The sequence below is a fragment of the Mesorhizobium sp. C372A genome (genome assembly GCF_030323245.1).
Classification (GTDB): Bacteria; Pseudomonadota; Alphaproteobacteria; order Rhizobiales; family Rhizobiaceae; genus Mesorhizobium.
The window spans coordinates 3,491,337-3,513,567 of sequence record NZ_CP100475.1 but is presented as its reverse complement, the minus strand read 5'-3'; the positions used below and the strand labels follow the sequence as shown (position 1 = coordinate 3,513,567).

Genomic DNA, 22,231 nt, shown 5'->3' with positions numbered 1-22,231 from the left:
TTGAACAGCATATGGCTGGCCCCGTCCAGAGCTTATCCAACAAACTTCCGTGTCGGCTCGCAGCCTGTTATGGATGGGCGGGCGGCCAAGGACATTGCATGAAGCCTATCTATATCGACTACCTCAATGGCCTAGATATCGAAGCCCTGGAGATGACCGACGGCGAAATCATTGCCGCTGTCGAAGCCGGGCTTATCGCGCAAGGCAATGGCCAGACGGTGATCGAGCCGCGCGTCCATCTTGAACCCGACCCTTCCTTCCATGGCCATTTCAACGTTCTGCGCGGCTACGTTGCGCCGCTCGATACGGCGGGCGTGAAAATCGTCGGCGACTATGTCGACAATTATCTGCACGGGCTCCCTTCAGAATTTGGCATTCTAAACCTGTTCGATCCGCGCACCGGCACGCCGCGCGCCATTCTCGACGCCACCGTCATCACCGACATGCGCACCGGCGCCGTCACCGCTATCGGCGCCAAACATCTGGCGCGCAAGAACTCCAAGGTGCTGGCCCATATCGGCGCACGTGGCGCCGCCTATTGGAATGTCCGCCTGCTCGACCATCTCTTCGACTTCGACGAGATCCGCGTTCATTCGCGCCGCCCGAAAAGCCGCGACGGCTTCGCGGCCAAACTCTCCGCCGATCTCGGCAAGACCGTCACGGCGGTCGCCGACTGGGAGAGCTGCGTCAAGGGCGCCGACATCGTCGTCGAGGCCTCGCGGCTGCCGGAGCCGCAGCCGCTGCTCAAGACCGAATGGATCAAGCCCGGTGCGCTGGTCGTGCCCTATGGTACGATGAGCGCGGTGGAGCTGTCATTGACCGACATCATGCAGAAAATGGTCGTCGACGACTGGGGCCAGTGCAAAGGCGGCAAGTTCGGCTCGCTGCGCGCCCATGTCGAGACCGGGCGGCTGAGCGAAGCGACGCTGCACGCCGAGCTCGGCCAGATCGCTGCCGGTCTCAAGCCGGGACGCCAGAGCGACGACGAGACGATCCTGTTCTGGCATCGCGGCCTGTCGCTGTCCGACATTGCGCTGGGCAAGGCGATGCTGGCCAAGGCTGCTGATAAAGGCATCGGCCAGAGGCTGCGCTTCGCATGAGCGCGCTCGTCCTCACCGGCGCCGGCGTCAGCGTCGAGGATGTCGCGGCGGTCGCCCGCGCCGGCCGCAAGGTGGAGGTTGAGCCTGCTGTCATCGAGAGGCTCGACAAAGCGCGCAAAGTGCTCGACCAGGTGGCCGCGTCCGGTCAGCAGATTTACGGCCTCAACACCGGGCTCGGTGCCAATCTCGGCACGTCGGTCGAAGGCGATGCCAGTGCCTTCCAGCGCCAGTTGCTGGAAGGGCGCAGCGGCGCTGTCGGCGAACCGTTGCCCCAAGAGGCGGTGCGGGCGACCATGCTTGCGCGCGCAGCGATGCTGGCAGTCGGCGGCTCCGGCATTTCGCCGGCGGCTTTCACCGCCCTTGTCGATGCGCTCAATGCCGGCGTGCATCCGGTAATGCCGCAGTTGGGCTCGATCGGCGCCGGCGATCTCGTGCTGATGGCGGCGCTCGCCCGTCTGCTGACCGGCGACGGCGAAGCTGACTATCAGGGTCGGCGCATGCCGGCGGCCAAGGCGTTGATGATGGCGCGGTTGGCTCCGATCAGCCTGGCGCCGAAAGACGGCCTGTCGCTGATCAACGCCTCGGCGGTATCAGCCGGCACTGGCGCGTTGGTACTGGCCGACGCGCTGTCGGCCTTTGCGCAACAGCAGCAGGCCAGCGCGCTGACCATGGAAGGGTTTGGCGCCAACCGCACCATCCTCGATCTGCGCCTGCATCTGGCGCGGCCGGCAGCCTGCCAGCAACTCGCGGCCAAGGGCCTGCGCGACCTGCTTGCCCGTGACGAAGAGCCGGCGCCGACCACCTTGCAGGACCCGTTGTCGATCCGCTGCATGCCGTCGATCCATGGTGCATTGATCCAGGCGATCGATCAGGCGCGGCTGGCGCTGGAGATCGAACTCAATGCCGCCGCCGACAATCCGCTGGTGCTGGGCGATGACGGGCTGGTTCTGTCGACCGGCAATTTCCACACCGCATCGCTGGCGCTGGCCTTCGAGACGCTCGGCCTGGCGATCGCACAATGCGCCGCCGCAAGTGCTGCCCGCTTCATCCAGCTCGCCGGCTCCTGCCGCAACGGCCTGCCAAAATATTTGTCACCGGTCGGCGGCGCCTCGGCCGGTTTCGTGCCGCTGCAAAAGACCGCAACGGCAATCCTGGCCGGCATCCGCCACAAGGCCAATCCGGTGATGCTGGATTTCTTGGCCGTATCCGAAGGCGTCGAGGACCATGCGACGCAGACCCCTCTGGCGGTGTCGAAATGCGCCGAAATGATCGCGTTGTGGCGACGGCTGATCGCCTTCGAATTGATGGCCGCCGCCCAGGCAGTCGATCTGCGCGATGGCCTTAAGCTGGCGCCCGGCACAGCAGCGGTCCATACCGCGGTGCGCGCGCATGTAGCGATGCTCAGGGAGGACCGGCCGCTGGGAACGGATGCCGAGGTGCTCCATGCCATGCTCGCCGACGGAACATGGCAAGGTGCAGCGATGATCGGCAAGGAGGCCGAGTAGTTAGCCCTTTGCGTCCACCCGTTTCATGAACAGGCTGAGCTCGGCCGGATCCATGCGCACGACATGCCTGTCTTCCGGATAGGCGCCGCTATCGACGTCGGCAACGTACTCGGAAAACGCCGCGACGCGTTCCGCCTGCAGACGATCGTACTCGGCGGCGAAGTTGCGGTAGACCTTGGAATGGCGCGGCATGTGGCCCCGGTTCTGGCCAAGAATATCGTCGGCAAACAGATATTGCGCGTCGCAGCCGGTGCCCGCACCCATCGACAGCATGATCAGCGAGGTCCGTTCCGAGATCGCCTTCGCCACCTCGATCGGCACCACTTCGATCTCGGCGCCGAGAGCTCCAACGGCCTCATACTGCTTGACCGCCTCAAAAATCTGCATGGCGGTGTCGGCGGTCTTGCCGACGGCCTTGAAGCCGCCGGTCCAGGTGGCGCGGGACGGAATGAGGCCGACATGGCCGATGACGGGGATCGCGTCGTCGGCGAGCCGCTTCACGGTGGCGAAACCGGCGCTGCAATAAACGGCGTCGGCGCCGGCCTTGTAGAGCCGGAACGCCCAGCGCAGGAAATCGTCCGCCGTGCCGATCTCATAAAAATTCTCGCCCGGCATGGTGAACAGGCTGGGCGCCGCATCGCGATACTCAGGGTTGAGCACCAGCTCGGGCGGCACCGAGACGATATCGACCCCTGCCCGCTCGGCAGCCTCGGCCTCATCCATGGTCAGGACGCGCAGCATGGTCAGCTGGCGCTTGCCCTTCATGGCGCGCAGATCGGCGACGGTCGGTCTCTTTCGGCTCATCGGGATGTCCCTGTTGGCTGGTTGCTTTTCCCGGTCACCTTACCGGCCCCGTAACAGGCCGGATAGAAGGCGGGTGGTTTATTCGCTACTCGGCCGCCGCCGACATATCGAGCTCGTGAAATTCACCGCGATAGGGCCGCGCCGTCGGCGGCAATTCGCGCTTGAGGAAATAATCCTCGTACCGCAGCTGCTTCAGCAGCACCGGCCAGACCTCGCGATAGGCATGCCACATGGACGGGTTCGCCGCCGGCAGGTCGTGCTTGACCAGCTCGTGCAGCCTCGGCAGCGCATGGTAGGGCACCATCGGAAACATGTGATGCTCGACGTGGTAATTCATGTTCCAGTAGATGAAGCGGCTGACCGGGTTCATGTAGACGGTGCGCGTGTTCAGCCGGTGGTCGACGACATTGTCGGCCAACCCGATATGCTGCAGCAGGCCGGTCAGAACCATGTGCCAGCTGCCATAAAAACGCGGCAGGCCGATCAGCACCAGCGGCAGCCATGAACCCAGCGCGATCGCGAGGGCGATCGTCGCAACGTACACGGCGACATGCCAGCGCGCCGCCGTGATGGCCTTGCCCTGTTCGGTCTCAGGAATGTAGCTCTTTTCGTCGTCCGACAGCTTGCCCAACGCCTGGCGCGCCAGGATCGGCAGCGAATAACGGAAATCGAGAATGCCGGTGAAGGCAAGCGCCGCCTTGACCAGATTTGGCGGCCGCATTACCGCGATCTCGGCGTCACGGCCGACGATGATCGTGTCGGTGTGATGCCGCGCATGGCTCCAGCGCCATTGCACCGGATTGCGCACCACCATGAAGCTGGCGATTTCGTAGATCGCATCGTTCATCCAGCGTGTGCGGAAGGCGGTGCCATGGCCGCATTCGTGCCAGCGCGAATCGCTCGACGATCCATAGAGCACGCCATAGACGAGCAGGAACGGCACCACCCACCACGTGCCCCAGAACCACACGATGCCGGCGGCCGAGCCCAGGATGGCTGCGATCCAGATCACTGTATCGCGGATCGCCGGCCCGTCGGAGCGCTGCATCATTTCCTTCATTGCCTTGCGCGGCACGTCGGTGTGATACCACTCGGCCGAGGCCATCCCGGTCTCGATCGCCCGGCGGGTGCTTTCGCCGACCAGGCCGTAATCGCGCTTTGTCTTGGCCGCCGTCGCCATCACCGTCTCGCCTACCTCAAAGCCCGTTGGCGCGGAACTTCCCGTCGAGAAATGTTTTCGCCCGCGGCACGTCGTCCTCGGTCAGATGCTCGATGATAACAGGGATGTTCGGGTGCTTCTCACTGAGCCGCTGCAGATAGAGATCGTAATTCAGCGATCCCAGCCCGGGCGCCGGCAGCTCGATCTCGCCGACGCCGCGGAAGGTCAGCCCCTCATGCGCGTCCGCGTCGCCGATATCGGCATGCTTCTCGGTCTTGTCGCTGCCTGAGCGCTTGACGTCCTTGGCGTGCGCGATGCGGATCTTGTCGGCCAGCGTGTCGAACACCTGGTTCAGCACCTGGTCCATGCGGTCGATATTGTGCGCCTCGAAATAATTGGTCGGATCCATCAGCAGGCCGAGGCCCGGATGGTCGACCTGCGCGAACATTTTGACCGTCTCCTCGACCGAACCGACGACATTGTTGACATAGGTTTCGAGCAGGAACACCGCGCCATGGTCGTAAGCCGTCTGGGCAAGATCCGAGATCACCTTGCGGCATTCCTCGAAGCCTTCCTCGGTCTTGTTTTTGGGATGATGCACCCAGTCGGATTCGGTGTTGTAGGTGCCGGTCTCCGAGATCACGTAGGGCGAGCCGAAGTCGCGCGCATTGCGGATGATTTCCTTGAGATAGCCGACGCGCTTCTCGCGCTCGGATTTGTCGGGATGGATGATGTTGGTGTAGCCCGAGATGCAGCAGACCGGCAGATTGTGGTCGCGAAACGTGTCGCGCACTGTTCTCGCCTTGTCCCCGGTGATCTGCCCGGCCGTGAGATCGACATCCCTGAAATGCATGTCGAGCTGCACTGTGTTGAAGCCGAGTGCACGGATGCGGCGGGCGGCCTCCGCGAGCTCATAGGGGAAATAGCCGGTGAAGATACCTGCCTGCATCATGATGTGAACTCCTCCCGGTAAGCGATTCAGCCGCCACACTATTCGGCGGCATGTTCAGTCGATCGATATCTCGGACAGTTTGACGGTGCGGCCTTGCGCCATCGAGCGGTAGCCCGCCTCGACCAGTGCCATTGTCTTGACGTTATCGGCGACGGAGAGCGCCGGCGGCGCGCCTGTCTTCACCGCATGCTGCAATTGCTCCATCACGCCGATGAAGGCATGCGGGAACCACATCGTGTCCCAGCTCGGGCTGACCCATTCGCCGCCGGTCGTCTTGGTCGACGCATAGGTCAGCGTCGAGGCCACGCCTTTCGGCCAGCCGATCGTGCCTTTGGCGACACCCTTGGTGCCGTCGACGCGCCAGTTGATGTGCTGGTCGTCCTCATAGCCCTCCTGGCGCGGTCCGGACCAGACATCCTCCAGCGACACGGCGAGCACGCCGGAGGGAAAGCGCAGCGTCGAGACGGTGATGCCGTCGCTATGCTCGAATGTAGTGCGCGGGTCCTTGCGTGTCAGCGTGGCGATTTCCGAGGGATCGCCGAACAGGAAGCGCAGCACGTCGAGATGATGCACGCTCATATTGGCGAGCGTCAGCCGGTCGTAGTCCTGAAGGAAAGTCTGCCAGTGCGGGATCGCATGCATGTCGATCTGCGCAAAGACGATGTCGCCCAGTGCGCCGCTGTCGATGATCTGCTTCAGGACGCGCATCGACTGGTCGTAGCGCATGTTCTGGTTGACCGAGAGGATCTTGCCGAACTTTGCGGCTTCGTCGCGCAGTTTCACGGCTTCATCGACCGACAGCGCCAGCGGCTTCTGCGCCAGGATCGCCTTGATGTGAGGCTGCTTCAGCGCATGGCGGATCAATGCCGGCTGCTGGTCGGGTGGAAAGGCAAGGTCGACGATCTCGATCTCGGGATTCTCGATCAGTTGTTCCGGCGTGTCGTGGACGGTCGGAATGCTCCAGCGTGCAGCTACCTTCTCGGCGCTGGCCTTGGTGCGCGAAGCGATGGCAACGACTGGGAAACCGGCCTGCCCATAGGCGGCAAGATGGCATTCGGCCATGATCATGCCGGCGCCGATGCAGCCGATCCGGTATTCGCTGGCGCGAACCCTTACATCCGGCTCGAAACCCTGGCCTGCCATCCATTCCTCCCTTGGACGACAGGATATAACGCCATGGCCGGCCCATCAGCCAAGGTCCGCTCCATCAATTCCCATCAGAACCATGCCGGGGTGACGGTGCGAACTAGTTTGCGGCAATCAGCACAGTGCTTTCCGGCGACCAGCTGAGCATTACATTCTGGCCCTCGGCCAGCCGGTCACTGCCGGTATTCTGGACGATGACTTTCAACGTCTGGCCGGCGCGCTCGACGAAATAGGTGCTGTTGTTGCCGGCGAAGATGCGCTTGGAGACTTGCCCCTTCAGCGTGTTGGCATTGCCGCTCGATGCCCCGGCATCGGTGGCGATGCGAATGCGTTCGGGACGCACCGCGCAGCTGGCCTTCGTACCGGCGGCAAGCCGATCACCCACCCCGGCGGCAATCGCCGTGCCGTCCGGCAGGCGGATGCCGTTGCCGGTCGCATCGCCGCGAAAAATGTTGGCGTCACCGAGGAAGGTGGCGGCGAACTCGCTCTTCGGCCGGTCGTAGATCTCCTCCGGCGGCCCTTCCTGCACGAGCCTGCCGTCCCGCAAGATTCCGATGCGGTCGCTCATCGTCAGCGCCTCTTCCTGGTCGTGGGTGACGAAGATGGTGGTGATGCCGATCTCGCGCTGGATGCGCTTCAGCTCGATCTGCATGTCGACACGCAGCGCCTTGTCGAGCGCGCCGAGCGGCTCGTCGAGCAGCAGCACGCGCGGCTTGGTGACGATGGCGCGCGCCAGCGCCACACGCTGGCGTTGACCGCCGGAGAGCTGGTGCGGCCGGCGCTCGCCGAGCTTCCCGAGTTGGACGAGATCGAGCGCGCGCTGCACTTCGGTGGCGATCGTCGCTTTCGTTTCGCCGCGCACCGACAGGCCGAAGGCGACATTGTCGGCAACGCTCATATTGGGAAACAGCGCATAGTTCTGGAACACCATGCCGATGCGCCGCTTTTCGACCGGCACCCGTTCGACGCTCTCGCCGCCAATGGCGATGCGCCCGGAGTCGGGAAAGTCGAAGCCGGCGATCTGGCGCAGCAGCGTGGTCTTGCCGCTGCCCGAGGGGCCAAGCAGCCCATAAAAGCCGCCATCGGCAAAATCGATGGAGACGTCGTCCAGCGCCTTGTGCGCGCCAAAACTGCGCGAGACGTTCGATACCTGCACGCCGGCCATTATTTCTCTCCGCCGAATTTGAAGAAGCGCGCCGTGAGCAGCATCAGCGCCATCGACACGACGATGATGATGGTCGAGACCGCGTTGATCTCGGGCGTGAACCCCTTGCGGATCGCGGCGTAGATTTCCACCGGCAGCGTCGTCTGCCCCGGCGTCGCCAGGAAGTAGGAGACGACAAACTGGTCGAACGACACGGCAAATGCGAACAAGCCGCCGGCAATGACGCCGGGCATGATCCACGGCAGCGTCACACGCCTCGTCACTTGCCACTGGTTGGCGCCGAGCGAGCGCGCCGCCTCTTCCAGCTCCGGTGCAAAAGTCTGCAGCCGGGCCGAGACGACGACGATGACATAGGGCAGCGCCAGCGCGACATGGCCGAGCAGGATGGCGGACAGGCCGCGGCCGATGCCGACGCCGAAGAAGAAGATCAGCATCGCCGTGCCGGTGATCAGCCATGGTATGGCGATTGGCGGGAACAGCAACGCCTGCAGCACTTTCTTGCCGCGGAAGTCGTAGCGGAAGAGCGCCAGCGAAGCGGCCGAGCCAAGCACCACTGAGATGAGCGTGGTGATGACCGCGATCTCGAGGCTGTTCCAGGTCGCCGCGATCAGCTGGTCGTTCTGCCAGAGCGAGGCATACCATTCCGTCGTCCATTCGAACGGCAATTGGTAGAAGGGCGAGACGTTGAACGACATCAGCGCCATGATGATGATCGGCAGATAGAGGAAGACGAGCAGCAGTCCGATGTAGAAGCGGCCTAGTCCTTCGAGGATGCGGGTCGTCATCATCAAGCAGCCCTCCGCAGCACCGGCGAGGCAACTGCGAGGATGACCAGCACGACGGCGAGCAGGATGAACGACAATGCCGCACCAAGCGGCCAGTTGAACACGGCGACGAACTGGTCTTCGATCACCGTGCCGTAGAAGGTGCCGGTGCGACCGCCGAGAATGCGCGGCTCCATGAACGAGCCGACGACCGGCACGAAGATCAGTGCCGCACCTGCCACCAGGCCGGGCATAGACAGCGGGATGATCACCCGCTTCAGCACCTGCAGCCGCGAGGCGCCGAGCGAGCGCCCGGCCTCGATCAGCGAGTCGTCGATTGCCTGCAGCGTGAGATAGCAGGTCAGCACCATATAGGGCACGTAGGAGTGCACCAGGCCGATGATGATTGCGGGATAGGAATACATCAGGTCGATGTTGATCTTGAACGGCAGCACGGCGTTGAGCGCCGTGTCGAGGATGCCGCCCTCGCGCAGCACCATCGCCCAGGAGAAGATGCGCACCAGCCCGTTCGACCAGAACGGCAGGATGACCAGCAGGAAGATCGCCTCGCGGCTGCGCCCCTTCAGCACCTTGGCCAGCACATAGGCGGCGGGGTAGCCGATGACGACGCACCACAAAGTCACTTCGAGGCCGAGCCGCAGCGAAGCGAGCAGCAGCGTCAGGTACAGGCTCTGCGAGAAGAAGGCGGCGTAATTGCCAAGGGTGACCGCCCACGGCTTTCCCGACAGCGGCAGGTCGGTCATGAAGGAGAAGAATACCATGGCCGAGAGCGGCAGGAAGATCGCCACCGTCAGCCAGAGATAGGCCGGCGCCAGCAGCGGCAGGGCCGATCTCAGCCCGCTGCGCGACGCGACCGCACCCTGTACTGCCATGATACCCTCCTCCCCAGGATTGAAGGGCCAGCCGGCGCCAACCGCCGGCTGGTCCGGACGTGAGCGTTACTTCACGTCGACCTTGAGCTGCTGCCACAGCGCCAGATAGGCCTCGCGCTGCGCGTCGGTGATCGGCGCCTGGAACTGGATGCGCTTGGCCACCTCGGGATCGCCCATCACCTTGCGGTTGAAGGAGTCTTCAGGCAGCGCTTCCACCGCCTTGGTGTTGGCCGACACCGGAGCGCCGACCTTGGTGACCCATTCGACATAGAATTTCGGATCGATCATCCAGTTGATGAAGGCCTGCGCACCTTCGACATTCTTCGAGCCCACCGGGATCGAGAACGCGTCGAGCCAGGCGACGGCGCCTTCCTGCGGAACGACCAGCGAGACCGGCAGCTTGAAGTGGGTCTTGGCGCGATCGGCCGAGCCGCTCCAATAGGTGCCGATGTCGATCTGGTTGGAGGCGACCATCTGGTTCCAGTCGTTCTCCGAGCTCCAGAAGGTCTTGATCTGCGGCATCAGCGAGGTCAGCTTGGTCTTGACCGCGTCCATATCCTTGATGTCGTTGATGTTCTGGCCGGTGGCGATGGCGCCGAACTGCACCGCTTCGACAGCGTCGTCGCGAATGACGACCCGGCCCTTATGCGCTGGGCCCCACATTTCGGCGATCGAGGTCGGCGGCTTGTCGAAGGACTTTTCGTTGATTGCCAGCGCCGTCAAGCCCCACACCCACGGCACGCCATAGACCTTGCCGTCATGGTCGAGCATCGGCGATTGCGCCTTGTCCTTGCTGATGTCGGCATAGTTCGGCAGCTTCGAGACATCGATCGGCTGGATCAGCTTTTCCGCCATCGCCTGATCGTTGAAGGCGGCGTTGATCATGACCACGTCATAGAGTCCCGGATTGGTGCGGATCTTGGTCAGCATTTCCTGTTCGGAATTGAAGAAGTCGTTGACGACCTTGTTGCCGGTCGCCTTTTCGAAGGCTTCGATCGCCCACGGCTCGTCGGCGCCGTAGCCCTTCCAGTTGAGCACATGCACTTCGGCGGCACTGGCGGCCAGCGTGAGCGCGGAGGTGATGACGGCGGTCGCCGTCAGCAGGGCAGTCAGTCTTGGCATGCGCATGTTCGTTCCTCTCTTGTTTGCCCGCTTGGCGGGTCAGGCTGTCTGATGGGCCTTCTGGTTCTGGCCCGGCTCGCCCGTGGCGGCCTGGCTCAGGAAAGTCTGGATCTCGCTGTCGGTCGGCGCCGATGAGCCGCCATGGCGGGTGACGCAAAGTGCTGCCGCCGCATTGGCATAGCGCGCCGCCTCGAAGGGATGCACGCCGCGCGAGAGTGCACTGACGAAACCGCCGATATGGGTGTCGCCGGCGCCATTGGTGTCGATGGCATCGACCTTGAAGCCGGCAATGGTCTGCGTCTCGCCATTGACCAACCTCACGAAACAGCCCTTGGCGCCGGCGCGGATAACGACGCCTTCGGCCTTTGGGCAGTGGTCGGCGAGCAGCAGGGCGGCGAGTGCCTCGACATCGCCTTGCCCAGCGATCTCGACCGCTTCCGTCATGTTGCAGCTCAGCCATGTCGTGCGGGCAAGCACCCGCGACAGGATCGTGCGCGCAATGTCTGCAATGACAGGCGTCGGATCGAAGACGAAGGGAACATCCGCCGGCAGCGCCTCGATCCAGTCGGTCAGCGCGTCGCGGCTTCCGGGATAGCTCAGCGTATAGCCTGACGTGAACACCCAATCATCAGGCGCGACCGCCACGGGCGTCATCATATCCAGGCTGAGCACGCTCTCCGCACCCGGCCACGACACGAAGGTGCGCTCGGCATCCCCGGAGATCATGGCCACGCAATTGCCACTGTCCATGACCGGCGACGGCGACGTCAGCGTTGTGATGCCTTCGGCCGCAAACGCGGCGCGCAAAAAATCGCCATTCGTTCCGCTGCCGAGCTGGCCGCCGAACACCACCGTCATGCCGGTGCGGCTGGCCGCGACCATCATGTTGAAGCCGCCGCCGGCGACCTGCGCAAAGCTCGACGCAGTCTTCTCGCAGCCCGGCGCCGGCAAGGCGTCGATGCGGTAGACATAGTCGACGACGGCGCTGCCGATATGGACCAGACGCCCACTCATGCCGCGGCACCCTTGCTGGCCTTTGCCGTGCGCGCCGCGACGAGGTCTTCGGCAAGCGAGCGCACCTCCCCCATATCTATGCCGACGAGCCCGGCAATGTGTTGTTGCGGCAGTTGCGAAAAGCCGACGCAGGCGCCGGCCATGCCTGAGGCAATCGCGCCGATCGTGTCGGTGTCGCCGCCGAGATTGGCGCTGATGATTGCCGCTTGCCAGGGATCGCCCTGCGCGACTTCAAGCACGGCGAAAGCTGCCGGCACGGACTCCTGGCTGGCCACACCGGTGCCGACGAGATCGGTGATGAGCCCGATCGCATCCCGCATGGTCTTGCCGCGCACGAGCTCCTGCGCCCAGGCGATACGCGCGGCGATATCGCCACCAGTCACCCAATGTCCGAGCCGGGCGCCTCGCCGCGCGGCTGCTACCGCGCTGTCGGAAGCGGCACGCCAGTCGCCACCGGCGACGCCGTGGCTGGCGGCGGCGGCAACTGCTGCGGCCGAAGCGATGGCGATCGAGGTGTTGTGCGTGGCACGGCAAGTTTCGGCCACCTTGGCGACGAAAGCGTCGAGCGGTTCCAGCGGCATGATGATGCCGACCGGCGCGATGCGCATGGCCGCGCCATTGGTGTCGCCCCGGCTTCCCGCCTCTTCCGCCGGCACGCCGTCATTGATGGCGTCGATGGCGCGCTTGGTCGATGGTCCCAGCAGGTCATAGCTGCCGCGCGCCTTGACCTCGCGCTCCCAGTCGAGCAGTGCGTTCACCCAGCGCGCATGATCGAAGCGGTCACCGGACTCGACCAGGATACGACCAAGCAGCAGCGCCTGTTCGGTGTCGTCGGTGATGGTGCCGGCCACGAGCCCCTTCGACACCGGATGGTCGGCAAACGGCGCCACGAAATCCTCGACATGGCCGTATAGCTCGGCGATCCGCGCCGGCGACAGAAGCTGCGTCGGCATGCCCAGCGCATCGCCCAGCGCCCCGCCGACAAGCGCGCCCAGCGCGCGATCGAGAATGGCGCTTTCCGGCATCGCTCAAAACCTCATGTGCAGCGCGAAATGCGCCGGGTTGAGCAGGCTGGTTACATATTCGATCGGCCGGTCATCGGCCGCACGCGTCAGCCGGCGGCCGCGCAAAAAGGGCGTGCCTTGCGGGCAACCGAGAATGGCGGCGTCTTCGGCGTTGAGCATCTCGATGCCGACCCATTCCTCGCCATGGTCGGGAATGAGCCCGGCGCCACGCAGCGTCTGGTGCAGCGAGCCTTCGCGCAGGCCGCGCAGCGGCACGTCCTCCAGTTCGGGCGACAGCGGCAGGCGGCTGCGTTCGATGGAGATCGCATGGCCGTCGCTGGCATTGGTGCGCACCCGGTCGACGGCGATGAAGAACGGGCTTTCGATGCCAAGCAGCGCGGCAAGATCGGCATCCTCGATCACTTCAAGCCGCAGCGTCCGCGTCTCGGCATTGGCGCCGGCATTGGCCAGCGCCCGCGACCAGCCAATGCTGTCATCGACCGGCTTGCCGTCGAAAGTGACGAAGGAGCCGATGCCGACCTTGGTCGTGATCAGCCCACGGCTAGACAACTCCTCGAGGCCCTTGCGGACCGTGTTGCGGCTGACGGAAAAGCGCTGGACGAGTTCGTTCTCGCTTTGCAGGCGGTCGCCGAAGCCAAGCACGCCGGAGCGGATCTCATGTTCGAGAACGGTGGCGATCTGCTCGGGCTTGCCCGTGCCGGGAGAAAGTTGAACCGCGCGCCGCTTCATATGGGTACCTGTTCAGTAAACCTGTATAGTCCTGTTCGATATTGGAGTTGAAGGGCGACGTCAACGATATATTTGGATTCACGCATATGCGTTGTGCTCAGGTGCCCCGGGCATCGTTTGTTCGCATGGCGACGCTAACCGCGCAGGGCGTCGCGTCTCCGAGACAGAGCGGGGGCAGCGCTTCCCTCAGGCGATTAGCCTTGCGCTCACACGAAGAAAAATTCCTCAATCCGTTGCTTGGCCGTCCGCAGCGCTGGCAGGATATCCCGCTCCATCGCCTCGACGGAGAACCGCGCCGACTGCGTCGAGACGTTGATCGCCGCCACGGTCTTGCCGGCGCGGTCATAGATCGGCACCGCTATCGAGCGCAGGCCAAGTTCCAGCTCTTCATTGACGACGGCAAAGCCATCCGCCCTCGCCGCGTCGATGGCCTTGGCCAGCGCGGCGCGGCTGGTGATCGTCTTCGGCGTGCGCCGTTCGATCCTCGCCTCTGCAAGCAAGGCCTTCAGCTCATCCGCGCCCAGCCCCGCAAGCAGGACGCGCCCCATCGAGGTGCAATGCGCCGGCAGCCTGGTGCCGACATCGAGCGAAACGCTGAGGATGCGGCGGCCAGGAATGCGCGCGACATAGACGACTTCCTCGCCCGACAGCACCGCCGCGTTACAGGCCTCGTCGAATTGGCCCGCGACGTCGCGCATGATGGATGCCGCGAATGTCCACAGCGAGGCGCCGCCGAGCCAAGAGCGCACGATGGCGAGCAGGCGCGGCGACAGCGAAAACAGCCGGCCGGATTGCGTGGCATAGCCGGTGGCGGTCAGCGTCAGCAGGAAGCGCCGCGCGCCGGCGCGGGTCAGCCCCGCCTCCTCCGCCATTTCGGTCAATGTCATGCCGGCCGGATGGCGTGCCAGTATCTCCATGACCGCAAGGCCGCGCTCCAGCGAGCCGACATGGTCGCGCGTCTTTGCCTTGTCCTCCATGCGGCCTCCGCAAGACAATGCGCCGCCTTGACTCGTCTCGGCGGCGCGATGTAAAAATATCTCATACAAAACAAGTGTTCGCAATACGAACTTTTTGGACTCCGGAGTTCTTGGCGATGGTCAAATTCCTGCCGCTCAAACAGGCCGTGGCCGAGAACCTGCATGATGGCGATACGGTCGCCTTCGAGGGCTTCACCCATCTGATCCCGACGGCGGCGGCGCACGAAGCCATCCGCCAGGGATTTCGCGACCTGACATTGATCCGCATGACTCCTGACCTGATCTACGACCAGATGATCGGCATGGGCATGGCGAAGAAGATCATCTTCTCCTATGTCGGCAATCCCGGCGTCGGCCTGTTGCGCCGCGCCCGCGACGCCATCGAGAACGGCTTCCCCCGGTCGATCGAGATCGAGGAGCACAGCCATGCCGGCATGGCCAACGCCTACGAGGCGGGAGCTGCCGGCCTGCCTTGCGCGGTGTTCCGCGGCTATCGCGGCGCCGGGCTGGCGGCAGTCAATCCCAACATCCGCTCGGTCACCTGCCCGTTCACCGGCGAGGTGCTTGCCGCCGTTCCTTCCATCCGACCGGACGTGACCTTCATCCACGCTCAGAAGGCCGACAAAAAAGGCAATGTGCTGGTCGAAGGCATTATCGGCATCCAGAAGGAAGCGGTGCTCGCGGCCAAGCGCGCCGTGGTGACGGTAGAGGAAGTCGTCGACAATTTCGACGACCTGCATCCCAACCTCACCGTGCTGCCGCGCTGGATCATCGCTGCGATCTCGGTGGTATCAGGCGGTTCGCATCCCTCCTACACGCACGGCTACTATGCCAGGGACAACGCCGCCTATCTCGAATGGGACGAGATCGCCGCCGACCGTGAAAAATTCCAGGCCTGGATGCAGGCCAATGTCATCGAACGCTCGGCCGACGATTTCGCGGCCCGCGTCGAACATCTGAGGAGCGCGGCATGAGCGGCTTCACCCCCAACGAGATGATGACGATTGCCGCCAGCCGCGCGCTGAAGAACGACGATGTCTGCTTCGTCGGCATCGGTGCGCCGTCCGCCGCCTGCAACGTCGCGCGGCTGACGCATGCGCCCGACATCACGCTGATCTATGAAAGCGGCACCATCGGCACCGCGCCCGATGTTTTGCCGCTGTCGATCGGTGACGGCGAACTTTGCGACACCGCCGTCACGACCGTCTCGGTGCCGGAGATGTTTCGTTACTGGCTGCAGGGCGGCCGCATTTCGATCGGTTTCCTCGGTGCCGCCCAGCTCGACAAGTTCGGCAACATCAACACCACTATCATCGGCGACTATGCGCATCCCAAGACCCGCCTGCCCGGCGGCGGCGGCGCGCCCGAGATCGCCACCTCGTCGAAGGAGATCTACATCACCATGGCGCAGTCCAAGCGCGGCATGGTCGAGAAGATCGACTTCTTCACCTCCTTCGGCCATGGCGATGGCGGCGACCATCGCCAGCGCCTCGGCATCGAGACATCAGGGCCGACGCTGCTGATCACCGACCTTGCCATCTGGAAGCCAGATCCGGTGAGCAAGGAATTCACCGTGGTGTCGTTGCATCCCGGCTCGACGCGGCTTGAGGTGCAGGACAGCTGTGGCTGGATCGTAAAGTTCGCCGAGGCGCTTGACGAAACGCCGGCGCCGACGGAACTCGAGCTGACGACATTGCGTGACCTGCAGGCCCGCACCAAGGCGGCGCATGAGGGAAGCGGTAAAGAAAAGGCCGCATGACATGACCGAGGCATTCATCTGCGATTACATCCGCACCCCGATCGGCCGTTTCGGCGGCTCGCTGTCGTCGGTGCGGGCCGACGATCTTGGCGCCATCCCGCTGAAGGCGCTGGTCGAGCGCAATGCCGGCATCGACTGGCAGGCTGTCGACGACGTCGTCTATGGCTGCGCCAATCAGGCCGGCGAGGACAACCGCAATGTAGCCCGCATGTCGCTGCTCCTGGCCGGACTGCCGAAGGAAATTTCAGGCTCGACCGTCAATCGCCTCTGCGGTTCCGGCATGGATGCGCTCACCATTGCCGCCCGCGCCATCAAGGCGGGCGAAGCCGAGTTGATGATCGCCGGCGGCGTCGAATCGATGAGCCGCGCGCCCTTCGTCATGCCCAAGGCCGAGACAGCCTTTTCGCGCCACGCCGAGATCCACGACACCACGATTGGCTGGCGCTTCATCAACCCGCTGATGAAGAAACACTATGGCGTCGATTCCATGCCGGAGACCGGCGAGAACGTCGCCGAGGATTTTTCAGTGTCGCGCGCCGACCAGGACGCCTTTGCCGTGCGCAGCCAGGACAAGGCCGTCGCGGCACAGGCCAATGGCCGGCTGGCGAAGGAGATCACCCCGGTGACGGTCCCGCAGAAAAAGGGCGATGCGATTATGGTATCGAAGGATGAGCATCCGCGCGCCGGCACCACGGTCGAGTCGCTGGCCAAATTGCCGACGCCGTTCCGCCAGGGCGGCACCGTCACCGCCGGCAACGCGTCCGGCGTCAATGACGGCGCGGCAGCGCTGATCATCGCCTCCGAGGCGGCTGTGAAAAAATACGGCCTGACGCCGATCGCCCGCGTCCTCGGCGGCGCTGCTGCCGGCGTGGCGCCACGCATCATGGGCATCGGCCCTGCCCCGGCGACACAAAAGCTCTGCGCCCGCCTCGGCCTGACACCGCACCAATTCGATGTCATCGAACTCAACGAAGCCTTCGCCTCCCAAGGGATCGCCGTGCTCCGTCAACTCGGCATCTCCGAGAATGCGGAGCACGTCAATCCGAATGGCGGCGCCATCGCGCTTGGTCATCCCTTGGGCATGTCGGGCGCGCGTATCACTGGCACCGCGGCACTGGAACTGCGCGAGCGCAGCGCCCGCTATGCGCTGGCCACCATGTGCATCGGCGTCGGCCAGGGCATCGCGGTGGCGCTCGAACGGGTTTGAGTTTGCACCGCCCTTAATAGGGCAAACCGACATAGTTTTCAGCCAGCGCGGTCGACGCCGCTTGCGAATGCACGAGATAGTCGAGCTCGGCTTCCTGGATGCGCTGGCCGAACTCGCCCGTATCGGGAAAGCGGTGCAGCATCGTCGTCATCCACCAGGAGAAGCGCACCGCCTTCCACACTCTGGCCAGCGCCTTGGCTGAATAAGCGTCGAGCCCGCTTGGTGATTTGTCCAGATAGAATTCGCGAAGCCCAGCAAAGAGATAGCGCACATCGCTGGCGGCGAGGTTGAGCCCCTTGGCGCCCGTCGGCGGCACGATATGGGCGGCGTCGCCGACCAGGAACAGCCGGCCGAAGCGCATCGGCTCGGCGACGAAGGAGCGCAGCGGCGCGATTGATTTTTCGAAGGACGGGCCGGTAACGACCGCGGCTGCGGTCTGTTCCGGCAGGCGACTGCGCAATTCGTCCCAGAAGCGACCGTCGCTCCAGGCGTCGACCTGTTCGTCAGCCGGGACCTGCACATAGTAGCGGCTGCGATGCGTCGACCGCATCGAGCACAGCGCAAAGCCCCGCTCATGGTTGGCGTAGACCAGTTCGTGATCGGCCGGCGGCACTTCGGCCAGCACGCCGAGCCAGCCGAAGGGATAGGTCCGCTCGAAGGTTTTCAGCGCCCGCCCAGGCGCCGATTTGCGGCTAACGCCGTGATAGCCGTCGCAGCCGGCGATGAAGTCGCAGTCGATGCAATGGCTGACGCCGTCCTTGTCGTAGGTGACGTAGGGCGCTTCGCCATCGAAACCATGCAGCGCGACGTTGGCCGCCTCATAGACGGTGGTCAGCCCGGCCGCCTCGCGCTTGTCCATCAGATCGTGCGTCACTTCGGTCTGACCATAGACGGTGACATGCTTGCCGCCGGTCAGTGCCGTGAGGTCGAGCCGGTGCAGGCCGCCGCCGAACGCAAGCGAGATGCCGGCATGCAGCAGGCCCTCGGCATGCAGCCTTACAGCTGCGCCCGCCTCTTCGAGCAACTCGACGGTGCCTTGTTCGAGCACCCCTGCCCGCACCCGGCCAAGCACATGCTGCCGGCTCGAACGTTCGAGGATCACCGTCTCGACGCCAATGGTGCCGAGAAGCTGGCCAAGCAGCAGCCCGGACGGTCCGGAGCCGACAATGACGATCTTTGTGCGCATCAGTGTCCCAGGCTTTCGATCTGTCCGGCGAGTTCGGCGGCGAGCCGTAGCGCAGCCGCGGTCGCTATCGCCATTTGCGGCAAGAGCAGCCATTCCAGCGTCCAGGCAGCACCGGAGCGCTCCTGCTCATGCACCAGCGCCTGGTGCATGCCGGAAAGCTGGGTGGCGTTGAAGCGCGCCAGCGTCACCAGCACTTCCGCCTTCACCGGGTTCTGCTTGTGCGGCATGGCCGACGAGCCGCCGCCGCCGGACAGCTTGATGTCGGTTCCACCTTGCGCCATCAGCGCAACGTCCTGGCCGAACTTGCCGAGACTGCCGGTGATGAGCGATAGCAGCCCGGCGAATTCGGCCAGCGCATCCCGCTGGCTGTGCCATTGCGGCGCGTCGCCAAGGCCGAGCTTTGCGGCAAGGGCCGCGCGCACGGCAGGTCCTTTGTCGCCCAGCTTCTCCAGCGTGCCGGCGGCGCCGCCAAACTGCACCACGATCAGACGCTTGGATTGCTCCGACAGTCTCTGCTGATGCCGTTGCAGCGGCGTGCGCCACACCGCCACGCGGTCCGACGCCTGAATTGGGATCGCCGGCTGCATGCGCGTCATCGCTGTCAATGCACGGCTGCCAAAACGTTCTTCCAGCCCCACCAGCCGCAGAATGTTTTCAGTCAGCAGCAGGTCGAGATGTTCAATGAGCCGGCGCAGCCGAAGCACCAGGCCAGTGTCGATGACGTCCTGGCTGGTTGCGCCGAAATGCACGCCGGCGTCGTGCGGCGCCCCGACCGCTGCCTTCAACTGGCGCACCAGTTCGGGCACGATCACGCCATCCTTCGCCACACCGGCCCGCAGCCGCGCGGTGTCCGGCTTGTATGACAACAGGACAGGTATAATCGCCGCGGCGGCATCCGTGCCGATAATCCCGCTTTCGGCTTCCGCTTGCGCCAGCGCGCGCTCGAAATCGAGCATGGCGGCGATTTCCCCATCCACCGAAAAATGCCGAGCCGCCTCCTCGTCGCCGAGCAGGCCGGAAAGCAGCGGATGGTCGAAGGGCGATACGGTCATGTGCTGGTTTCCTCCGTCAGCTGTCGAAGAAGACCGTTTCCTTCTCCCCCTGGAGATGGACGTCGAAAATATAGTCGTCGCCTTGCCGCTCGGCGATCAGCGTCGGCACGCGCACCTTGTGCTCGATGCGGGCCAGGATCGGATCCTCGGCATTGGCCTTGGCCTCGTCGGAGAAATAGAGCCGCGTGTGGAGGCCGATATTGATGCCGCGGGCGACGATCCACAGGCTGATATGCGGCGCCATCAGCCGGCCGTCGCCATACGGCACGCGTCCCGGCTTGATCGTCTGAAAACTGCACAGGCCGGTTTCCATGTCGGTCGGCTGACGGCCCCAGCCCTGAAAATCCGGATCGGCATCGCCGCGCAATTCGGCCGGCGAATTGTAGAAGCCATTGGCATCCGCTTGCCAGATCTCGATCAACGCATCCCTGAGCGGCGTGCCGGTGCCGTCGAGCACGCGAATGCGCAAACCGATGCGGTCGCCCTTGGCGTTGTCGTTGAGCATCGTGGCGCCCAGGTCTGTCGGGTAGACGCCGCCGATACCGCCGAAATTCGGCGTCAGCCCGATATGCACGTAGGGCCCGGCGGTCTGCGACGGGCTCTCCTTCAGCCGGGTCAGCGATTGCGCCATCAATTGCCCTCCGGACGGTTTTCGAACAGCGAGGCGCGGCGTCCGCGCAACACGATGTCGAACTTGTAGGCGCGCGCGTCGAACGGGATCGTCGCCTGCATGTCGAGCGCCGCTACCAGCGTCTCGATCGCCGCCCTGTCGCGGAAACCGCGCACGATCGGGCACCGCCAGATCAGCGGGTCGCCCTCGAAATACATCTGGGTGATCAGCCGCTGTGCGAAGCCGTGGCCGAACACCGAGAAATGGATGTGCGACGGCCGCCAGTCATTGGGCCCGTTCGGCCAGGGATAGGGACCTGGCTTCACCGTGCGAAAGGCATAACCGCCATCGGCATCGGTGATGGTGCGGCCGCAGCCGCCGAAATTCGGATCGAGCGGCGCGAGATAGCCGTCCTTCTTGTGGCGGTAGCGGCCGCCTGAATTGGCCTGCCAGAATTCGAGCAGCGCGCCTGAGACGCCCTGGCCGCGCTCGTCGAGCACGCGGCCATAGACGATGATACGCTCGCCGATGGCGCTCTCGCCGGGCTTTGCGAAATTGTGGATCAGGTCATTGTCGAGTTCGCCCAGCATGGCGTGGCCGAACACCGGACCGGTGATTTCGGACGCCGTGTTGTCGAAGGCCAGCAGCGCCTTTTGCGGCGAGCGCAACACCGACGTCTTGTAGTCGGGCGTCAGCGCCGGCGGATGCCAGCCACGGTCGCGCTGGAAGAAGGCTCCGCTCTCGGGCCTGCGGTTCGAGCCGGCATCAGCTGGCATGGCCAGCCCTGCTTCCGTCCATTTCCGAAAACACCTCCTTGGCGATCCTGAAGGCGCGGTTGGCGGCCGGCACGCCGGCATAGATCGCGACATGCAGGAACGCTTCGCAGATATCGTCGCGCGACGCACCGGTGTTGGCGGTGGCGCGCACATGCATGGCGACCTCTTCATCATGGCCAAGGGCGGCCAGCAGTGCCAGCGTCACGATCGAGCGTTCGCGCCTGCTGAAGCCCGGACGCGCCCACACAGTGCCCCAGGCTGCCTCGGTGATCAGCTCCTGGAACGGCCGGTCGAAATCGGTGACGGCATCCTCGCTGCGATCAACATGCGGGTCGCCGAGCACCGAGCGCCTGACGGTCAGCCCGGTCTGATATCTGGTTTCGTTTTTGGGCAGTTCATCCATGGGTCTGCTTTCTCAGGGGAAGCGCCGCGACGAAATCGCGGATCAGGGTGGTCAGCGCCTTGGGCTGTTCGACGCAAGGGATGTGCGCGGCGTCACGAATGATTTCGAAATGTGCGCCTGGGATCAGATCGGCCAGCCAGCGGACGAGATCCGGCGGCGTCGAGCCGTCCTGGTCGCCAACGACGCAAAGCGTGGGCACCGCGATCGCCTGCGCGGCCTCGGTGAAATCGGCATCGCGCACCGCGGCGCAGGTGCCGACATAGCCGGCGACGGCTTGCCGGGTCATCATGTTCCAGTAGCCGTCGAGCTCGGCGACACGGTCCGCGTGGAAGGCAGGCGTAAACCACATTTTGAGCACGGCATCGGCGATGGCCTGGATACCTTTGCTTTCGACCGTTTCGATGCGGGTGTTCCAGCTGTCGGCCGTGCCGATCTTGTGGGCGGTGTCGCACAGGATGAGGCCGTCGACGATTTCGGGGCGCCGGGCATAAAACCCTTGCGCAATCAGGCCGCCCACCGACAGGCCGCACAGCACCGCATTGTTCAGTTCGAAATGATCGATCAGGCCCGACAGATCATCGACATGCTCGTCGATCGAGCTGACGCCACCAATGTCGGACAGGCCATGGCCGCGCTTGTCGTAGACCAACACAGGCATTTCGCCACCCAGTTCGGACAACACCTCGTCCCAGACGCGGAAGTCGGTGCCCAGCGAATTGATGAACACGATCGGCCGCGCATTTCCCTTCGCCTTGATATGGCGATGGTGCAGCGTGATGCCGCCAATGTTGACGAATGGCACGATTTCGATCCTCCGTGTTCACATTGCACAAGGCATTTGGTTTGGTAAAATGATATTTTACGCCGTTTCATTAACTGCTAG

Annotated in this window: 23 protein-coding genes; 5 read left to right on the top strand and 18 right to left on the bottom strand. The window is 64.2% G+C overall.

Annotation, left to right across the window (positions count from 1 at the left end; genetic code table 11):
- The first annotated feature begins 98 nt into the window (after positions 1-98).
- Complete coding sequence (locus NLY42_RS16700) at positions 99-1,100, top strand: ornithine cyclodeaminase family protein (protein ID WP_023753587.1); 1,002 nt, start codon at positions 99-101, stop codon at positions 1,098-1,100.
- Positions 1,097-2,605, top strand: a complete 1,509-nt coding sequence (locus tag NLY42_RS16695) for an HAL/PAL/TAL family ammonia-lyase (protein ID WP_023753588.1) — start codon at positions 1,097-1,099, stop codon at positions 2,603-2,605. The genes NLY42_RS16700 and NLY42_RS16695 overlap by 4 nt, the downstream gene beginning before the upstream one ends.
- On the opposite strand, the gene NLY42_RS16690 is transcribed toward NLY42_RS16695, so the two are convergent.
- The 12 genes from NLY42_RS16690 to NLY42_RS16635 all read right to left on the bottom strand — a co-directional run bounded on the left by NLY42_RS16690 (position 2,606) and on the right by NLY42_RS16635 (position 14,355).
- Complete coding sequence (locus tag NLY42_RS16690) at positions 2,606-3,409, bottom strand: 3-methyl-2-oxobutanoate hydroxymethyltransferase (RefSeq protein WP_023682254.1); 804 nt, start codon at positions 3,407-3,409, stop codon at positions 2,606-2,608.
- 85 nt (positions 3,410-3,494) lie between these two features.
- On the bottom strand, positions 3,495-4,589 hold the full coding sequence (locus NLY42_RS16685) for a fatty acid desaturase family protein (protein ID WP_023753589.1): 1,095 nt from the start codon (positions 4,587-4,589) through the stop codon (positions 3,495-3,497).
- 16 nt (positions 4,590-4,605) lie between these two features.
- Positions 4,606-5,520, bottom strand: coding sequence for a sugar phosphate isomerase/epimerase family protein (locus tag NLY42_RS16680; RefSeq protein ID WP_023705643.1), 915 nt, complete (start codon positions 5,518-5,520; stop codon positions 4,606-4,608).
- A 54-nt stretch (positions 5,521-5,574) separates the two neighbouring features.
- Positions 5,575-6,663 carry a Gfo/Idh/MocA family protein gene (locus NLY42_RS16675; RefSeq protein WP_286489226.1) on the bottom strand — a complete coding sequence of 363 codons (1,089 nt, stop codon included), beginning with the start codon at positions 6,661-6,663 and terminating at the stop codon, positions 5,575-5,577.
- Positions 6,664-6,766: 103 nt separating this feature from the next.
- Positions 6,767-7,831: an ABC transporter ATP-binding protein gene (locus NLY42_RS16670; RefSeq protein WP_023707705.1), complete on the bottom strand. Its 1,065-nt coding sequence runs from the start codon at positions 7,829-7,831 to the stop codon at positions 6,767-6,769.
- Complete coding sequence (locus tag NLY42_RS16665) at positions 7,831-8,619, bottom strand: ABC transporter permease (protein ID WP_031194901.1); 789 nt, start codon at positions 8,617-8,619, stop codon at positions 7,831-7,833. Before NLY42_RS16665 ends, NLY42_RS16670 begins: the two co-directional genes overlap by 1 nt.
- The gene (locus NLY42_RS16660) at positions 8,619-9,488 is read right to left on the bottom strand and encodes an ABC transporter permease (protein ID WP_023754402.1); all 870 of its coding nucleotides are present in this window, start codon (positions 9,486-9,488) and stop codon (positions 8,619-8,621) included. The genes NLY42_RS16665 and NLY42_RS16660 overlap by 1 nt, the downstream gene beginning before the upstream one ends.
- Positions 9,489-9,554: 66 nt before the next feature.
- On the bottom strand, positions 9,555-10,616 hold the full coding sequence (locus tag NLY42_RS16655) for an ABC transporter substrate-binding protein (protein ID WP_023754403.1): 1,062 nt from the start codon (positions 10,614-10,616) through the stop codon (positions 9,555-9,557).
- Positions 10,617-10,649: 33 nt separating this feature from the next.
- Positions 10,650-11,624, bottom strand: a complete 975-nt coding sequence (locus NLY42_RS16650; RefSeq protein WP_023754404.1) for a PfkB family carbohydrate kinase — start codon at positions 11,622-11,624, stop codon at positions 10,650-10,652.
- Positions 11,621-12,649, bottom strand: a complete 1,029-nt coding sequence (locus NLY42_RS16645) for an ADP-ribosylglycohydrolase family protein (protein ID WP_023754405.1) — start codon at positions 12,647-12,649, stop codon at positions 11,621-11,623. Before NLY42_RS16645 ends, NLY42_RS16650 begins: the two co-directional genes overlap by 4 nt.
- Positions 12,650-12,652: 3 nt before the next feature.
- Positions 12,653-13,378 (bottom strand): GntR family transcriptional regulator, encoded by a 726-nt coding sequence (locus NLY42_RS16640; protein ID WP_023687928.1) that lies wholly within the window; start codon positions 13,376-13,378, stop codon positions 12,653-12,655.
- A 206-nt stretch (positions 13,379-13,584) separates the two neighbouring features.
- Positions 13,585-14,355, bottom strand: a complete 771-nt coding sequence (locus NLY42_RS16635) for an IclR family transcriptional regulator domain-containing protein (protein WP_023754406.1) — start codon at positions 14,353-14,355, stop codon at positions 13,585-13,587.
- 116 nt (positions 14,356-14,471) lie between these two features.
- Here NLY42_RS16635 and NLY42_RS16630 point away from each other — a divergent pair, with 116 nt between their 5' ends.
- The 3 genes from NLY42_RS16630 to pcaF are packed head-to-tail and all read left to right on the top strand — an operon-like array spanning position 14,472 to position 17,321.
- Positions 14,472-15,329, top strand: a complete 858-nt coding sequence (locus tag NLY42_RS16630) for a CoA transferase subunit A (protein ID WP_023754407.1) — start codon at positions 14,472-14,474, stop codon at positions 15,327-15,329.
- Positions 15,326-16,114, top strand: coding sequence for a CoA-transferase subunit beta (locus tag NLY42_RS16625; RefSeq protein ID WP_023754408.1), 789 nt, complete (start codon positions 15,326-15,328; stop codon positions 16,112-16,114). Before NLY42_RS16630 ends, NLY42_RS16625 begins: the two co-directional genes overlap by 4 nt.
- A 1-nt stretch (position 16,115) precedes the next feature.
- Complete coding sequence (gene pcaF / locus NLY42_RS16620) at positions 16,116-17,321, top strand: 3-oxoadipyl-CoA thiolase (RefSeq protein WP_023754409.1); 1,206 nt, start codon at positions 16,116-16,118, stop codon at positions 17,319-17,321.
- 13 nt (positions 17,322-17,334) lie between these two features.
- Here the strand turns inward: pcaF and pobA are convergent, their stop codons facing one another.
- Genes pobA through pcaD form a run of 6 tightly spaced genes read right to left on the bottom strand, consistent with a single transcriptional unit; the run spans position 17,335 to position 22,150 of the window.
- Positions 17,335-18,507 carry a 4-hydroxybenzoate 3-monooxygenase gene (pobA, locus tag NLY42_RS16615; protein ID WP_023712110.1) on the bottom strand — a complete coding sequence of 391 codons (1,173 nt, stop codon included), beginning with the start codon at positions 18,505-18,507 and terminating at the stop codon, positions 17,335-17,337.
- The gene (locus NLY42_RS16610) at positions 18,507-19,559 is read right to left on the bottom strand and encodes a 3-carboxy-cis,cis-muconate cycloisomerase (protein WP_023754410.1); all 1,053 of its coding nucleotides are present in this window, start codon (positions 19,557-19,559) and stop codon (positions 18,507-18,509) included. Before NLY42_RS16610 ends, pobA begins: the two co-directional genes overlap by 1 nt.
- A 16-nt stretch (positions 19,560-19,575) precedes the next feature.
- Positions 19,576-20,190, bottom strand: coding sequence for a protocatechuate 3,4-dioxygenase subunit alpha (gene pcaG, locus NLY42_RS16605; RefSeq protein WP_023668155.1), 615 nt, complete (start codon positions 20,188-20,190; stop codon positions 19,576-19,578).
- Positions 20,190-20,945 carry a protocatechuate 3,4-dioxygenase subunit beta gene (pcaH, locus tag NLY42_RS16600; RefSeq protein WP_023754411.1) on the bottom strand — a complete coding sequence of 252 codons (756 nt, stop codon included), beginning with the start codon at positions 20,943-20,945 and terminating at the stop codon, positions 20,190-20,192. The genes pcaG and pcaH overlap by 1 nt, the downstream gene beginning before the upstream one ends.
- A complete protein-coding gene (gene pcaC / locus NLY42_RS16595; protein WP_023685273.1) occupies positions 20,935-21,348 on the bottom strand; it encodes a 4-carboxymuconolactone decarboxylase in 414 nt (137 codons plus the stop codon). The genes pcaH and pcaC overlap by 11 nt, the downstream gene beginning before the upstream one ends.
- Complete coding sequence (pcaD, locus tag NLY42_RS16590) at positions 21,341-22,150, bottom strand: 3-oxoadipate enol-lactonase (protein WP_023754412.1); 810 nt, start codon at positions 22,148-22,150, stop codon at positions 21,341-21,343. The genes pcaC and pcaD overlap by 8 nt, the downstream gene beginning before the upstream one ends.
- Positions 22,151-22,231: the final 81 nt, after the last annotated feature.